Origin of the sequence: Paraburkholderia sp. NPDC080076 (genome assembly GCF_050281145.1) — a bacterium.
GTDB lineage: Bacteria > Pseudomonadota > Gammaproteobacteria > Burkholderiales > Burkholderiaceae > Paraburkholderia.
Map to the genome: position 1 here is coordinate 239,985 of NZ_JBNNWQ010000006.1, position 15,065 is coordinate 255,049.

Sequence of the window (15,065 nt, forward strand, 5' to 3'; positions counted from 1 at the left end):
TTTCCAGGTGCTTGATGATAGTTGGCGGGGCGAAGGACTGCTATTACATGAATCTGGAATCAGAGTAGCGAGGCCATTGGCGCTCGACGCTTGTTGAGCAACGAGGACAAGGAATCAGGACGACCTGTGCGCAATGACGACTGGCTGCCTCGGCAAACAGATTGAGTGTGTCGCCCACGATGTCATAGCAGCGTTTCAAGCCCGCTCGCTCGAGGACTTCCACAATGATTCCCGCGATTTTCTTGCTCATGTACGTCTCCGACTGTGAGGTGATTGGGTGAACGCCCTGTGGGATACGCGCAGGATTCGGTTTGCGCATCGGGCTGCTTCAGTACGTAGCGTGACAGTCGTGCGGCTTCGCTGTTTCCTGGTACGAACGGCAACTTTCCGTTTTGCACGATGATTCTTCGACGCTGAGAGCGCGTTCAATTACTTCTCTGTCCGGATCAGCATGCAATTGCACAACCCCCGTGCAAGCACGCGAGTCCGATGACGAATTGCGTCGCTTTCTCGATCGGTGTCTACTGGGTTGAACGCGACCGTTAAAGCGGCGCGTGCGGGAGAAGACGGGCACGGCATTGCCGTGGTGGCATCGGAAGTACGCAGTTTCGCGCAGCGCGAGCGCGGCAAAAGAGATCAAGGAGTTGATTGGGGATGCGGTACAGCGCGTCGGCTTCGGCGATGAACAGGTTTCGCGCGCCGGCACGACGATGGAGGTAGTCGTACGTTCGGTAAAGCTAGTGTCGGCCAACCTGGCCGGGTACAGTCACGTTGCTGGCATGTTGCGAGAAATGCAGCGGCAGTTGCGATCATGTCGTTCCGCAGATCATAGAGGACCGCTTTACTGCAACGGAAACGGGCGACCTACATGTTTATGTAATAGCGGTCCTACCCCCGTGCTCGCTATCATCGATAGCTCCTCTTAAACTGGGAGTTGCTGGCGGCTCGCAGCATTGCACTCACGTACGAGATGGTGGGACGCTGGCCGGTAAAGTCCGGTCTGGGTATGGCTGACGCATTCGCTCTACTGCGCTGGCCCGAGCCGAAAAGTGGCATCTTGAAGTGGTGGTCGCCATCAATCTACGGCAGGAAGCACTGCGGCGATTTCCGTCGGTCCGCGATCAGGTGGCAAACCCGTTCATGCTCTGCCGCTACAACGCAAACGCGCAAGGGAAGCATGACCGGCAATCCAAATGCTGGATAGTCTTTCCGCATAATTTTGGAATACTTGTGTTGGCGATTTTACCCGCACGACTTTCAATAACGTGAAGGTACCAGGGAACCTGCCATGAGCAGTGAAACGGGCGACGCCGCGAATAGCTCGATTGTCTATGTCGTCGACGACGATAACTCGATGCGTGAAGCGGTCGGTATGTTGTTGCGCTCAGTGGGCCTGCGGGTTGAACTGTTCGCGTCCGCAGATGAATTTCTTGCGGTCCAGATGCCGGATGTGCCGAGCTGTCTGATTCTGGATGTGCGGCTCAAAGGGCAGAGTGGCCTTGCCGTGCAGGAACAGATTGCGGCGGGCGCAGTGCGTGTGCCGATTATCTTCATGACTGCGCATGGCGATATTGCCATGTCGGTCAAGGCGATGAAGGCCGGTGCGATGGACTTTCTCGCGAAGCCGTTTCGCGACCAGGACATGCTGGACGCCGTGGCGACCGCGCTCGGCAAGGACGAAGAACGGCGCGAAGCGGACCGCTTGGTGGCGGATCTGCGCCGTCGCTACGCGTCGCTCACGCCGCGCGAGCGCGAAGTGATGGCTTTTGTCGGCAGCGGCTTGATGAACAAGCAGATTGCCGCTGAAATGAAGCTGAGTGAAATCACGGTGAAGATTCACCGCGGTCAGGCCATGAAGAAGATGGAGTCTCGCTCGCTTGCCGATTTCGTGCTGAAGGCGGAAGCCCTCGGTGTCAAATCGCCACAAGGCTCCGCTACACCGCCGCGTATTCAGCGCGGCTGAACCGCGGGGCATCTATGCCTCCCGTGCGACGTAAATCGCATCGCGGTTCGTTTCTCCCTCGAAGCCCCCGCAATGCGACGCCCCGGCCTCACCCGCATGGATTTCGCCGCGCAATTGCGGCGCGCGACGGGCCTGCGTCCGCATGAATACTTGCTGCGCCGCCGGATCGAACACGCACCTCAGCTGTTGCTGAGCTCGAAGCACAACGTCTTCGATGTCGCGCTGAGCTGCGGCTTTCGCTCGCAAGCGCATTTCACCACTGTGTTCAAATGCTTTGTCGGCGAGACACCTTACTACTAGAGGATGAAAGCGAATGGCGCTCGATAAGCAGGTTCAGTCGTTGTGTTCTTGCCGTGTGGCGGATGATGCGCCCAAATCCCCGCGATCGCTGGGCTCCTCCCACAAATGAGCCGACGACCGCGCATGCGCCGATCCCGAGGCTGAACTGTGCAACCGCTTTGACACGTCGGTGATTTGCGCAGGCTCCCGGTTATCTGTGACGATGCGTTGGAGCGGCAACCGGACGTCCGTTCCGAAAGTCATGACTGCCCGCATCAGGCCCCGCTCCGGCAGCAGGCACGATGTACCGATCGTCAGGCAAACAGCCGCGGCGACGTAGCCCGTCTGGAACCACGGAAATCGGATCGAGGTCGTCATGCATTCTCCGATGCGCTCCGGAACACATGTAGGGTGCGCAAGATTGTGATTGAACATGCGATCGAGTATTACCGTGCGTACGGATACGTTCTTTTGCGTTGGCACATCGCATTGTCTAATCGCACTTGCATGCGCCGACAGTAAAAAAACAGCGCATTGAAGAATGCAGAATGGAGGAGCGGCGAACACCATGCGGCGTTCATCGTATGCGCAGATAAGCGGAAGTCCCAAGCCAATCCGCAAGGCGGGCTCTCAATGGGTCAAAGGGATCAATAGCTCCGCATTCAATATTCTGTAAAGGCTTTCACGTTGGAACGATGGCTGAATGCAGACATCCACGAACGGTTTGCCGTCCACGTCATTTGATATGGATGCCCGTACTCGTGCATGCGGATAAAGACCGTGCGACTACGAAAGGGCCAATGATAGGCGATCGCTAGAATCCGGACATGCTTCAAGGCTGACTGCGAAGTGCCGCCAGCAGCGAAGACTTAATCTGAACGGAGAAGCGACATGGCAAAGATGGCAGCTGACTACATGGTGGGCGCATTAGCGAAGGCGGGCGTGAAGCGCATTTACGGTGTCGTGGGAGATTCGCTGAACGGACTCTCGGATTCGCTGCGCCGGGACGGGTCGATTGAATGGGTTCATATGCGGCACGAGGAGAGCGCGGCATTTGCCGCGGGCGCCGAAGCCCACCTCACTGGGGAGCTCGCGGTTTGTTGCGGAAGCTGTGGACCCGGCAATCTGCACCTGATCAACGGACTCTTCGACTGCCATCGGAGCGGCGTTCCCGTTCTTGCCATCGCGGCGCATATCCCGAGTTCGGAAATCGGCATCGACTATTTTCAGGCTACGCATCCTGAACTGTTGTTTAAGGAGTGCAGTCACTACGTCGAACTCGTGTCGAGCCCGGACCAGTTGCCTCAGATTCTCGGGCGAGCAATCCGGACGGCCGTTGCGCGAAAGGGCGTCGCGGTCGTCGTCGTGCCGGGCAATGTGGCGCTCGGGCCGCTGACCAAACCGGTGCCGAAATGGAGCGTGCCGTCGGCCCCGGTGATCCGGCCGTCGAACGACGAAGCTGCGAAGCTCGCGGACCTGTTGAACCGGTCGTCGCGGGTGACGATGCTCTGCGGCGCCGGTTGTAAGGATTCGCATGCGGAAGTCGTGGAGCTCGCGCGCAAGCTGCAAGCGCCCATCGTGCACTCGCTGCGAGGCAAGGAATACATCGAATACGACAACCCGTTCGACGTCGGCATGACAGGACTGGTCGGATTCTCCTCCGGCTATGCGGCGATGAAAGGTTGCGACATGCTGTTGATGCTGGGTACCGATTTTCCGTACCGCCAGTTCTATCCCGAGGGTGTGACCATCGCGCAGGTCGATGTGAGGGCGGAAGCACTTGGGAACCGGTGTCCAATCGATCTGGGGGTGTTGGGAACGGTTAAGGACACGCTCGGCGAGTTGTTGCCGATGATTCGGGAGAAAACGGACAGCAGCTTCCTGAACGGCGCGCTCGACGATTATCGCAACGCCCGGGAGGGACTGGACGCGCTGGCGGAGCCCGAAGCAGGCAGCCATACCATCCATCCGCAGTACGTGACGCGGCTGGTGAGCGAGCTGGCGGACGACGACGCGATCTTCTCCTGCGACGTCGGTACACCGATCGCGTGGACGGCCCGCTATCTGAAGATGAACGGCAAACGGAGGCTGGTGGGTTCGTTCAATCATGGCTCGATGGCGAACTCGATGCTGCATTCGATCGGTGCACAGGCTGCCTTCAGAGACCGGCAAGTAATTTCGATGTCCGGCGACGGCGGCTTCACGATGATGATGGGCGAGTTCGTCACACTCATTCAAACAGGCTTGCCTGTCAAGGTCGTGGTGCTCAACAACGGCACGCTGGGTTTCGTGGAACTCGAGATGAAGGCCGGCGGGTTCGTCGATACGGGGTGTGATCTGAAAAATCCGAACTTCGCCGCGATGGCCAATGCGATGGGTATCAAAGGTGTGCGCGTCGAGCATCCGTCGGAACTGGAAGGCGCGCTGCGGGAGGCTTTTGCGCATCCGGGCCCGGCGCTCGTCGACGTGGTAAGCGCTCGTCAGGAACTTGTGATGCCGCCGGTGACGACTGTAGACGAGGCCTACCATTTTGGGCTGTTCATGTTGCGTGCGGTCATGGATGGGCGAGGCCAGCAGCTTATCGACCTCGCGAAGGTCAATCTGTTGCGGTAATGATTTTGTCGGCACGTGTGCTGCGACCACGTCGTCATGCTTCCGCCCCCGCTCGCGACACGGTTCACACCCGGTGGAGAAGCGATCGCGTATCCCTCCCTGAACACAACGGTGATGCCAGTGATGGTAGGTAGACAGAAAGGTAGACGTCGTCGCATCAGCGCCGCTCACAGATCGCATCTCGCGCAGGCGATCTGGGTGGTGCTCCTTTTGCAAGGTTGCACCAGGTCTCCATCGCTGAATGTGCTGGGTGCGTATTTTCCCGATTGGCTTTTTTGCATTGTCGGTGCAGTCGCGGTGACAGTCCTGATCCGCCTGTTGTTAGTGCGCGCGTCGCTCGACGAGTGGCTCGACCCGCCAGCAATTGCTTATCCGGCACTTGTCGCGCTGCTGGCATTCGCTGGCTGGTTGCTGTTCTTCTGACGTCTATCGGGAGTGGGAACACATGGCAGAGAGCGCTCAAAAACCAAAGATGAAGCTGTTGACGGGTCTTCTATTGCTGTTCGCGATCGTGTTGGGGATCGTGGTGGTCTGGCGTGCGGATACCGAACCCCGAACCGACGACGCCTACGTGTACGCGGATACGATCAACGTAGTCCCCGAAGTATCGGGGCGGATCGTGACGCTCGCAGTGCGTGACAACCAGCGAGTGAAAAAAGGCGATCTTCTTTTCGAACTGGATCGGCGCCCCTTTCAGGATGCACTCGATAAGGCCCGTGCGTCGCTCGTACAACTGGACGAACAGATCATGCTGACGCAAAGGTCGGTCAACGCACAGGTACTGAACGCATCGGCTGCGCGCGCAAACGTCGAGCGGGCGCGGTCCGCCGCGAAGCAGGCCGCGGACACATTGCAGCGGATGGAGCCGCTGGTGGAAAAGGGTTATGTGTCGGCGGATGAGCTGGACCGGGCGCGGACTTCGGCGCAAAGCACCGCAGCGGAACTCGCGTCGGCCGAACTTCAGGCGCGCGAGGCGATGGCTGCCGTCAGCGGGGTGGATGCGCTGCAAGCCCAGCGCTCGGTCGTGCAGGCGGAAATCGCCTCTGCTGAGCTGAACCTGGAATACGCAACGGTCCGGGCACCGTTCGACGGTGTCGTTGTGTCGCTTCGCACCACGCGCGGACAGTTCGCATCCGCCTCTGCGCCCGTGTTCACCTTGATCGACACGACTCATTGGTATGTCGTCGCGAATCTGCGCGAGACGGAGCTCGTGAAAGTTCACCCCGGCACGCTGGCTACCGTTTATCTGATGAGCAACGCATCAAGGCATTTTCAGGGGAAAGTTGATTCGGTCGGATTTGGTGTGTCGCCTGAAGACGGCGGGAGTCTTGCTCAAGGTCTGCCGCAAGTGCAGCGCAGTATCAACTGGGTCCATGTATCACAGCGTTTTCCGGTGAAGATTCTCGTCGCGTCCCCGGACCCGGGCCTCTTTCGCATCGGTACTTCCGCGGTCGCGACGTTTCACCCGGCCGGCCAGCGTGACCCGCGCACCGCGAGCTGACAGATGAGTCAATTGCTCCTGTTCCTGGGCGACGGGCTGTCGCCATTTCCCGGCCGGATGAACGTCGCCTTGCGTTGCATCGCCAGTGCGGCCGTCGTGATCGTAGCGTCGATGACGCTTCAGGTGCCGTACCTTGCCCTGTCACTCATTGTGGTGTTTTACGTGACCCAGTCGAACGTCGTCATCACACGCATGATCGGCATTCTGTTTTTCGTGGGCATTACGCTCGCGACTGGCTGCACAGTGCTATTGCTTAAATGGACGTTCGACTATCCGCTATTGCGGATCGTAGTCGCCAGCATCATATTTTTCTGTTGCGTGTATGCGATGCGCGTGTTCCAGTTCGGCATCGTTTTCTTTATCGCGGCCCTCATCGTCATTTACGTGCAGACGTTCGTCGACGTAACGCAGAACGCCGAAGGGATTGTCCGCGAGACGCTATGGGTGTGGGTTGCCGTGTGCTACCCGATTGCTCTCACATTGGTCATCAATACGCTACTGCTGCCGATGGAGCCCCGCCAACAGCTGCGCCGGATGATGGTGTCGAAGCTCGCTGCGGTGCAGGCGAGACTGGACGCGTTGCACGACGGTGCATCCGCGCTTCCTCCATTAAAAGCGCTCGACATTGAAGCCGCCACGACTTCGCTGCAAAAGCTGCTGAGATTTACCGCGATGCGTGGCAAGCGAAACGCGCTTGCTGAGGCGCGTGATCTCGCGACCGTGACGGCCGTGTCGAATCTATACGTGGCTGCATCGAACCTGCGCCCGCTGTCGGGCAACTCGGGGCCTCTTGCGATGGGCGTGGTCTCCCTGAGCGACGGGTGCGCGGCATTGGTCGATTCGATCAAAAGAGACGAACCGTTTTTACTTCCGCTTGCCGCACGCGAGGCGTCTACCGCCGGCATGCCCTGGGCGTTGCTGGCGATGCGACGTACGTTCCTGGAGCTTGATGCGTTCAAGGTCGCGCAGGCCGACGCGATGCACATGCCGCCTGGCCAGCCCATAGTCGCGTCCGATGCTTTGAGCAACCCTGTCTACGTCCAGTTTTCGCTCAAGACCTTGCTGGCCGTGCTCGTGTGCTATGTCTTCTACAACGCGGCCGGATGGCAGGGGGTTCATACGGTAATGCTGACGTGCCTCGTCGTGGCCCAACCCAGTCTTGGTGCGTCGGGCCGGCGGTCCATGCTGCGCTTCTGGGGAGCCGTGTCTGGAAGCCTGCTTGCGCTCTGCGAGATCGTTTTCATTCTTCCGCAGATTGACGGTATCGCAGCGCTGCTCGTGGTCGTTGTGCCCGTCCTGTTCACAGGCGCGTGGATAGCAGCAGGTTCTGAACGCATCAGCTACGCGGGCGTGCAATTGATGTTCACGTTTTCGCTGGCATTCCTCGAACAATTCGCCCCGACGTATGACCTGACCGAGGTTCGGGATCGCATGGTCGGCATCTTCCTCGGCATTGCTGTCGCGACCTTCGTGCAGGTGTGCATCTGGCCGGAAGGCGAGGCCACCTTTCTCAGACGGAGGCTTTCGGCCAGTCTCGCGTCGATAGCGAAACTCCTTGCGTTGGGGCAGTCGACGGAAGATCAGACAACAATCGGCAAGCAACGAATGGCCGCGTGGGCCGCGCTCAGCGACTGCGAAGGTATGCTCTTGCGTGTGGCGCTCGAACCGACCTGGCGTGAAGGCGAAGAAGAGCGCGTCACGCTTCGCGCGAATTCGGTGCTTGCAGGTGCCCGTGAACTGTTGCTGGCGGCCGATGCCTTCCGAAGTGCGTTCGATGTTACCAGGACTCGGCTTTCGGCGCGTGCCCGTGTTGCTGTGTGCGATTCCGCGTCCATTGCTGTCTCCGCCATCGAGCAGTATGCAGCCAGACTGACGGCGCCGGAACCTTCCGCCAGAACTCCCCGCGTGTTGGCACGACATGTTGACGCTGACGGCGTTGGTGGCCGCGAGGCGGAGCTGCGCGACGAAATCAACCGTGTTCTGCGAGCGGTATCGAACTTGCCGGACTGGTTGGAGAACGATAGCTCCTACCCATTAACGCTTCGAGGAGGCACACGCCATGAATGATGCGATGTTCGCCGTGTGGCGTGGCCGTGGTGCCTTGCAATCAGGATGCTGCGCCATCGCGGGTGCCGCACTGCTCAGCGGCTGTGCGTTGATTCATCACGACAGCGGTGCCGTTCCGCAGGTCGAGGCGGCTCGGGTGCAGCTTTCGCCGAAGCTCGATTTGCCCACCGGCGACTGGCCGTCCGACAAATGGTGGCTTCAGTACGACGACCCGCAACTGACTGCCCTCATCGACCGTGCTCTGGTGGCGTCTCCGACGATGGCACTCGCACGCCAACGTGTGGCGCAGGCTCATGCGCAGGCAGAACTGGCGGTGGCGGCAGCCGGGCCGCAACTCGCCGCGACTGGAGCCATCGACCGCGAGCGTGTCTCATCTCATGGATTCCTGAGCGCATACGCGGGGTCCGATCCGGCGATCGGCGCGAATGGTCCCTGGTATACGACGGGATTGGTCGGTTTCGACGGCGCGTGGGACCTGGACATCTGGGGGCGGCACCGGGCAGAGATTGCGGCGGCCGTGGGGGTCCAGAACGCGCAAAAGGCGGAGGAAGCGGAAGTGGCGCTTGAGCTTTCGACAGACATCGCGCGAATCTACTACGTCGTGCAAACCGCGCGCTCCGAGATCGATCTGCTCAAACAGCAAAGAGACGCGATCTCGATCGAAGTCGATGCGCAACGTTCGCGATTCGCACGCGGACTCGAGCCCGACACGACGGCCAAACAGGCAGAAGCGAAGCTTCTGACGGTGGATCAGCAGATCGCGCAGACATCCGAGCAGGTGACGAACGGGCGGGAGTCGCTTCGCGCGCTGATAGGCGCGGATTCGGGCGGGCTCGGCAATTTGGCGTCGCGGGCTCTGCCCATTGTTGCGACGGGCGTTCCGGACAGTCTCGGCTTTCAACTGCTTGCGCGCCGCCCTGATTTGCAGGCGTTGCATTGGTATGTCGTTTCATCTTTGAAACGCGTGGACGCAGCAAAGGCGGCGTTCTATCCGAGCTTCGATATCAAGGCGTTCTTCGGCTTCAACGCGTTGGACCTGTCTCAACTTTTTCTTCATGCAAGCCAGCAGATCAATATCGCACCAGGCCTATACCTGCCGGTGTTCGACAGCGGCCGTCTGAACGCGTCGCTTGGCGGCGAGCGTGCATCGAGCAACGCCACCATTCTGCAATATAACCAGGCCGTACTGAATGCCGTCCGGGATGTGGCGCAAAATGGAAGTGCGTTGAAAGACCTGAGTGAGCGTACCGCGATGCAGCAGAAAAAGCTCCAGGACGTGCGGTTTGTTTTCGACAGCGCATCGGCCCGCTATGGGCGCGGACTTGTCGACAGGCTGCAGGTGGAAGAGGCGCGCGAGTCGGCGATTCAGGAACAACTTGCGTTGCTTGAACTGACGGGCCAGAGCCTTCAGACGTCCATTGTGCTCACGAAGACGCTGGGCGGTGGTTATCAGGCGGCAGTCGACGCGCAGTCATAATCGCGACGAGCCGCGCGGGTTCTCTCGCTCACGGATGACAGGTTCGTTGCCCGTCCCGTGTCGGGCTCGAGTCGAAATTTGTCATGGTGAACCAAGAACGGTCGTTTGGCACTGTGAGCCAAATCGTTGACGGCCCGCGCGCCGCTCGCCAACTCCTGCTGGCGAGCGGGTCAGCCCATGTTCCCAGGCGCGGAACAGCATCCGCCCAGATTCGTGACGGTAGTATGAGTTTCAGCTCCCTTGCAGCCGAATGTCACGCGACGACGCTCCGACGTACACGGTCCCGCCCGGCACATATCGCCAGCCATTGCGCGACGTGTCCCACACGCTCTGCATGCGCGGCGTGACCGTGACGCGAACGTGGCGTGCTTCGCCGGGGTTCAGGCCGATTTTCTCCCAGCCGACCAGACGTCGCGGCGGCTCGTCGCGGTAGGGCACGCCGAGATACACCTGCGGCACTTCCGCGCCCGCCATGCGGCCGTCGTTGCGCACCGTGAACGACACGTCGATCGCGCCGTCAGGACGATGTTTGACGGATAGCCCCGAGTACGAGAAATGCGTGTACGACAGCCCGTAACCGAACTCGAACATCGGCGTAATGTTTTTCGCGTCGTACCAGCGGTAGCCCATGTTCAGCTTCTCCGCGTAGACGGGATCCGGCTCGAACGCGCCGCTTTGTCCCCACGTCGGCGTATCCTGGTCACGCACGGGGAAGGTGACGGGCAGCTTGCCGGACGGATTGACCTTACCGAACAGCACGTTCGCGATCGCATTGCCGCCGCCTTCACCCGGATACCAGGCTTCCACGATCGCCGCCACGCGATCCTTCCACGGCATCAGCACCGGATTGCCGCTTTCCACGACCACGATCGTGCGGGGATTGGCGTGCGCGACCGCGTCGACAAGCGCATCCTGGTTCGACGGATTCGCAAGGCTCAGGCTCTGCAAATCGCCAAAGTCTTCACCCGCCGGCTGCGCGACGACGACAATTGCGACATCCGAGCGGGCCGCGAGCGCCGCAGCCTGGTTGATCTCCTGTTGCGTGTATGCACGGAAGGGAGTCTGCTGATCGCTGTTGCCGGCAAAGCTCACCTGCGCCGATGGCGCGAGCGCGCGAATCGCCGCAACAATGGGCGTGTTCAGCTTCAGCCACGGATTGGTCCACCAACTGCACCCGGTCGATGTGCCGAACGTCAAGCCGCCACAACCCGCGAATGCCCCCGTGACCGGATCACGTGTGTTGCCTGACCCGCCGCCCGTCAGCACCGCCGCATCAGCGTGTCCGCCGATCACCGCAATCCGTGAAAGCGAGGCCGCGGAGAGCGGCAACTGGTTGTTGTCGTTCTTGAGCAGCACCATCGACTGCTCGGAGACCGCTTGCACGAATGCGTTCGCGCCAGCGAAGTCGATCGTGGCGCCGCCCTTCGGAGGATCGTCCATCACGCCGATGCGGATCATCACGTACAGCTTGCGTCGCACCATGTCGTCGAGGCGCGCGGTCGAAACCGAGCCGCTCGCGATCGCCTGTCGAACTGCCGTGGGTGTCAGATAGACGGTGGAACCGACGTCCTCTTCCTCATCGAGGCCGGCGTTGATCGCGTTCGCCGTGCTATGCGTCGCCCCCCAATCCGACTGGACCTGTCCTTCAAAGTGCCAATCGTTCTTCAGCACGTCGTTGAGCAGATGTGCGTTCTCGCACGCATAGTCGCCGTTGAGCCGGTTATAGCTGCACATCACGCTGCCCGGCTGCGCGCGTCTTGCGGCAATTTCAAACGGCAATAGATAGAGTTCGCGCAACGTGCGTTCGTCGATCTGGCTATTGCCGCCCCCCCGGTTATGTTCCTGCTCGTTGCCGGCGTAGTGCTTGATCGTGGCGATGACCTTCTCGCGCTGCGTGCCGTCAGTGCGCTCGGCGAGCATCTCGCCGGCGAGCACCGGATCTTCGCCGAGGTACTCGAACAGCCGGCCGCCGCGCGGCTCGCGCGCGAGATTCGTGCCCCCGCCAAGTCCCATTCCGAAGCCCTGTGCACGCAGTTCTATCGCAACCTGTCTGCCGAAATTGGAAGACAGGCGGCGGTCCCAGCTTGCCGCAAGTGCGATCGTTGCCGGGAAGGTCGTGCTGGCCTGCGATGTGCTGCCGGAGCCCGTCGCGGAGTCGACCATGTTCAGGTCGGGAATGCCGAGGCGCGGTACCCCTTGAATGTAGCCCGCACCGCCTCCCGGCACGGCGGACATTGCGTATTCCGAATGAATGAACTGCAGCTTTTCGTCGAGCGTCATCTTGCTGACGAGGGTGTCGGCGCGCCGATGCGCGGCCGCCGATCCGAACGCGTTCACCGCACTTGAAGTGGGCGCGAAATCGAGTGGAAAGTCGAGTACATCCGCACGGGCCGCGACGCACACGGCGGCCGCTAACGCGACCGCTGGCCATATTTTCTTCTGCATATGTGTCTCTCCGAGATTCTGCTTTTGTTGGAATGCGGAAGCGGAGCGAGTCCGATAGGTTCATACCGGACACGAAGGCTGGCGACGCAGGATGGCTGCGCAAACGTTTGCCGGCCCGAACGAAATCGGGACCATCTGATTGACTGTAGCGACTCTCCGTGCTGAGTAATGTAGGAATGTAGTCTGACTACAGCATCAGTACTTTTACTAATACGATGCGTTTTTATGCTGAATGATGGTCGCCGTTAAAAATTATTGGCGATTAAATGCGTTAAACGCACAAAGCCCTATGTATTCAGCACGACAAGTAGTGATTGAGACTTAGGGAAGAGGAATGCGACGGCGAAGGTTATGAGCGGAGACGCCTTACTCCGTTGACTTTGAAGATTCGAAATGAATGAAATCATCCAACGGCTGACAAGTCACGCGTCAGGGCGGCTTGGGGCCGGACGAGTTGCGAAAGTCCGCGTCGATTGAAAACACGCTGGACGGGCTAACCAAGGCATACATACACCGTAACTTTGAATAGCAATATGCTGTTGTCGAGACAAGCAGATGTGCATATGAATCGGAGATGGAGATTCGGTCTGGGGCCGCATTTGGCTTAAAGGCGATGCTAAATCCGGCGTGAGGCATGTCGTCATGGTTCGAGGGACAATGCACACCAAAGTGCGGACGATGGATTGATCCTTTGCCTTCGTAATTAAAACGTGTAAAACGGTAAATTAAAACAAAGGTCATAAGGCATGGCTGCATATCTCTTCACTTGGAATCCAAAAAGGTGGACTTGGGTAGACCACGCGGATGGTATCTACCGTGTCAATCACAACGAGCCCTACGCTCAGTATTGGAGTTGTGGGAACCGTCGCAACATCTATTGGCGACAGGTTTCTGCTGACGACGCATTACGATCGGCGCTTGAGCCAGGCGCCAAGGAGACATCATGACGGTGAAGCGTATGGACAACGTCGGCATCGTGGTTGAAGACATCGATGCCGCCATTGAGTTTTTTATTGAACTTGGCCTTGAGCTGGAGGGGCGCGCCCCAATCGAAGGAGACTGGGCAGATGGCGTCACTGGATTGCGCGGCATGCGCGTCGAAATTGCCATGATGCGTACGCCGGACGGTCACAGCCGGCTCGAGCTGTCCCGCTTCCTTGCGCCACCTGTGGTCGCCGATCACCGTCGCACCCCGGTGAACGCCCTTGGTTACCTACGCGTCATGTTTACCGTGGAGGACATCGACGATACGCTCGCCCGTCTCGGTAAACGCGGCGCGGAACTCGTCGGCAAAGTGACCCGGTACGAAAACACGTACCGGCTCTGCTACATCCGGGGCCCCGAAGGAATCCTCATCGGGCTCGCTCAGGAGCTCGGGCATGGCGCCTAACCCTGGGGCGCGCATGCCATCACCTTGCGCTCAACCGCAATCGATATCAATCGACATGCGACCTGGACATTCCCCAACGCTAATCACCGGGCCCCACTGGCGATAGCGGCGGCAAGGCAGTCTCGCTGCGACTGCAGACGTGACCAGGCGGTCAAAAGCGCGTCGAGGGACGCGAGCTCCTTCTCACGAGATCCCAGACGCTGAAGCAGCGAGATGTACTCTCGTCGCACTGCAATCACGCCTTCAAGCGCTACCAAGGCTTGCTCAACTTCGCGGAGTTGCCGTCGCAACTCATCGGTCATTTCAATCCTCCCGACGGACGAACGCATCCTCTTCGTACTGGACACGCTCCACCGACTCCAGTGCGCCTGACTCTCGTTGCTGATGCCAAAGGCTGCGGATAATCCGGCGAGCTTCCCTGATTCCCATTAGCACTCTCTTAAGGGCGTAGTGGATCGACGCGGACTCCCTTGGCGCAACGTGATCGTGCGGGCGCGGTTTCGCTTGAGGCGTTCCCTCGCGTCCAAAGTGGACTCGCCAAAGCACTGTGTAAACGTACAGTATCGCGAGTTGCGCGTAAAGGCCTAGACTTACCATTCCGACACAAACGCGGAGCGCGCCATGGTCAGCAAGACCGTCCGCCGGACATTTTCCGGTCTGACTTCGACGTTTTCGCCAGCTCCGAAAGGCAAGCAAGGGGTCGCATATACCGTGAGATCGGCCCAGCAACGCGCCGACGAAGCCTGGAGACGCGCGACTCACGGAGTCCACAGTTCCCCAGTCAGTAAAGATCCGAAGGCGTGATTTTCGGAAACCAGAAGCAAGACCGAGCCTGCCGTCCGAATTAGCTGTGATCGAAGCCGGAGACGAACTATGACTGCGCCGCAAAAACTTGACGGTGTCACGCTGAAGCCCCACGCCAAGGCTCCACGCAAGCTGATCGAAGTCCCGGACCCAGAGGCGCGCCCTGACCTTTTGGAAGCCGTTCGCCGAGTCGTGACGGAGAATCGGGAAGCTGGGGAGCGACGACCCGAGAATAATTCGATCTAGTGTGGTGGCCGTGGCACCTGTGATTTGAACTACGAGACATAGCCGCTCGGCTCGGGTTGGAAAAACCATCGAATCGGTTGCCGACGGATACGGCGTAGGGAATCGCTCCATGCCGATGATTCAAGCTGCGAACGCGGGAATCATTGGCGGTGCATCGATGTCATTGCGGAGGACAGCATCAGTCCCGCTGTCTCGCTTGCCAACGAAAACTGCGGCGTCGCGAATTCGCGGAAGTACGCCTTGAGCGCACTCAAGGCGATCCCTTCGCGCGAGCAAATGG

Annotated in this window: 11 protein-coding genes and 2 pseudogenes; 9 read left to right on the plus strand and 4 right to left on the minus strand. The window is 59.7% G+C overall.

Features of this window, described 5'->3' with window-relative positions; translation table 11 throughout:
* Window positions 1-43: 43 nt before the first annotated feature.
* On the minus strand, window positions 44-250 hold the full coding sequence (locus tag ACQKRQ_RS24920; protein WP_427480085.1) for a hypothetical protein: 207 nt from the start codon (window positions 248-250) through the stop codon (window positions 44-46).
* A 279-nt stretch (window positions 251-529) separates the two neighbouring features.
* Between ACQKRQ_RS24920 and ACQKRQ_RS24925 the strand changes: the two are divergent.
* The 3 genes and pseudogenes from ACQKRQ_RS24925 to ACQKRQ_RS24935 all read left to right on the plus strand — a co-directional run.
* A pseudogene (locus tag ACQKRQ_RS24925) lies at window positions 530-746 on the plus strand (methyl-accepting chemotaxis protein); the annotation flags it as partial.
* A gap of 542 nt (window positions 747-1,288) precedes the next feature.
* On the plus strand, window positions 1,289-1,963 hold the full coding sequence (locus ACQKRQ_RS24930; protein WP_427480087.1) for a response regulator transcription factor: 675 nt from the start codon (window positions 1,289-1,291) through the stop codon (window positions 1,961-1,963).
* An 84-nt stretch (window positions 1,964-2,047) separates the two neighbouring features.
* Window positions 2,048-2,263: pseudogene (locus ACQKRQ_RS24935) on the plus strand (helix-turn-helix transcriptional regulator); the annotation flags it as partial.
* A 33-nt stretch (window positions 2,264-2,296) separates the two neighbouring features.
* On the opposite strand, the gene ACQKRQ_RS24940 reads toward ACQKRQ_RS24935, so the two are convergent.
* On the minus strand, window positions 2,297-2,620 hold the full coding sequence (locus tag ACQKRQ_RS24940) for a hypothetical protein (protein WP_427480089.1): 324 nt from the start codon (window positions 2,618-2,620) through the stop codon (window positions 2,297-2,299).
* Between the two features lie 513 nt (window positions 2,621-3,133).
* On the opposite strand from ACQKRQ_RS24940, the gene poxB reads away from it, so the two are divergent.
* The 5 genes from poxB to ACQKRQ_RS24965 all read left to right on the plus strand — a co-directional run bounded on the left by poxB (window position 3,134) and on the right by ACQKRQ_RS24965 (window position 9,900).
* The gene (poxB, locus tag ACQKRQ_RS24945) at window positions 3,134-4,855 is read left to right on the plus strand and encodes a ubiquinone-dependent pyruvate dehydrogenase (RefSeq protein ID WP_427480091.1); all 1,722 of its coding nucleotides are present in this window, start codon (window positions 3,134-3,136) and stop codon (window positions 4,853-4,855) included.
* Between the two features lie 198 nt (window positions 4,856-5,053).
* Window positions 5,054-5,278, plus strand: coding sequence for a YtcA family lipoprotein (locus tag ACQKRQ_RS24950; protein WP_427480093.1), 225 nt, complete (start codon window positions 5,054-5,056; stop codon window positions 5,276-5,278).
* 22 nt (window positions 5,279-5,300) lie between these two features.
* Complete coding sequence (gene mdtN / locus ACQKRQ_RS24955) at window positions 5,301-6,356, plus strand: multidrug transporter subunit MdtN (RefSeq protein ID WP_427480095.1); 1,056 nt, start codon at window positions 5,301-5,303, stop codon at window positions 6,354-6,356.
* Window positions 6,357-6,359: 3 nt separating this feature from the next.
* Window positions 6,360-8,423 carry an FUSC family protein gene (locus ACQKRQ_RS24960; RefSeq protein WP_427480097.1) on the plus strand — a complete coding sequence of 688 codons (2,064 nt, stop codon included), beginning with the start codon at window positions 6,360-6,362 and terminating at the stop codon, window positions 8,421-8,423.
* On the plus strand, window positions 8,416-9,900 hold the full coding sequence (locus ACQKRQ_RS24965; protein ID WP_427480099.1) for an efflux transporter outer membrane subunit: 1,485 nt from the start codon (window positions 8,416-8,418) through the stop codon (window positions 9,898-9,900). The genes ACQKRQ_RS24960 and ACQKRQ_RS24965 overlap by 8 nt, the downstream gene beginning before the upstream one ends.
* A 231-nt stretch (window positions 9,901-10,131) precedes the next feature.
* On the opposite strand, the gene ACQKRQ_RS24970 is transcribed toward ACQKRQ_RS24965, so the two are convergent.
* Window positions 10,132-12,345 carry a beta-glucosidase family protein gene (locus tag ACQKRQ_RS24970; protein WP_427480101.1) on the minus strand — a complete coding sequence of 738 codons (2,214 nt, stop codon included), beginning with the start codon at window positions 12,343-12,345 and terminating at the stop codon, window positions 10,132-10,134.
* A gap of 943 nt (window positions 12,346-13,288) precedes the next feature.
* On the opposite strand from ACQKRQ_RS24970, the gene ACQKRQ_RS24975 reads away from it, so the two are divergent.
* Window positions 13,289-13,735: a VOC family protein gene (locus ACQKRQ_RS24975; protein ID WP_132381158.1), complete on the plus strand. Its 447-nt coding sequence runs from the start codon at window positions 13,289-13,291 to the stop codon at window positions 13,733-13,735.
* Between the two features lie 83 nt (window positions 13,736-13,818).
* Here the strand turns inward: ACQKRQ_RS24975 and ACQKRQ_RS24980 are convergent, their stop codons facing one another.
* Window positions 13,819-14,037: a hypothetical protein gene (locus ACQKRQ_RS24980; protein WP_132381156.1), complete on the minus strand. Its 219-nt coding sequence runs from the start codon at window positions 14,035-14,037 to the stop codon at window positions 13,819-13,821.
* Between the last annotated feature and the right edge of the window lie 1,028 nt (window positions 14,038-15,065).

Bases quoted from the DNA above. Each gene is read 5' to 3' on its own strand.
- ACQKRQ_RS24920 (WP_427480085.1), bottom strand. From the start codon at position 250: ATGAGCAAGAAAATCGCGGGAATCATTGTGGAAGTCCTCGAGCGAGCG.
- ACQKRQ_RS24930 (WP_427480087.1), top strand. From the start codon at position 1,289: ATGAGCAGTGAAACGGGCGACGCCGCGAATAGCTCGATTGTCTATGTC.
- ACQKRQ_RS24940 (WP_427480089.1), bottom strand. From the start codon at position 2,620: ATGACGACCTCGATCCGATTTCCGTGGTTCCAGACGGGCTACGTCGCC.
- poxB (WP_427480091.1), top strand. From the start codon at position 3,134: ATGGCAAAGATGGCAGCTGACTACATGGTGGGCGCATTAGCGAAGGCG.
- mdtN (WP_427480095.1), top strand. From the start codon at position 5,301: ATGGCAGAGAGCGCTCAAAAACCAAAGATGAAGCTGTTGACGGGTCTT.
- ACQKRQ_RS24960 (WP_427480097.1), top strand. From the start codon at position 6,360: ATGAGTCAATTGCTCCTGTTCCTGGGCGACGGGCTGTCGCCATTTCCC.
- ACQKRQ_RS24965 (WP_427480099.1), top strand. From the start codon at position 8,416: ATGAATGATGCGATGTTCGCCGTGTGGCGTGGCCGTGGTGCCTTGCAA.
- ACQKRQ_RS24970 (WP_427480101.1), bottom strand. From the start codon at position 12,345: ATGCAGAAGAAAATATGGCCAGCGGTCGCGTTAGCGGCCGCCGTGTGC.
- ACQKRQ_RS24975 (WP_132381158.1), top strand. From the start codon at position 13,289: ATGACGGTGAAGCGTATGGACAACGTCGGCATCGTGGTTGAAGACATC.
- ACQKRQ_RS24980 (WP_132381156.1), bottom strand. From the start codon at position 14,037: ATGACCGATGAGTTGCGACGGCAACTCCGCGAAGTTGAGCAAGCCTTG.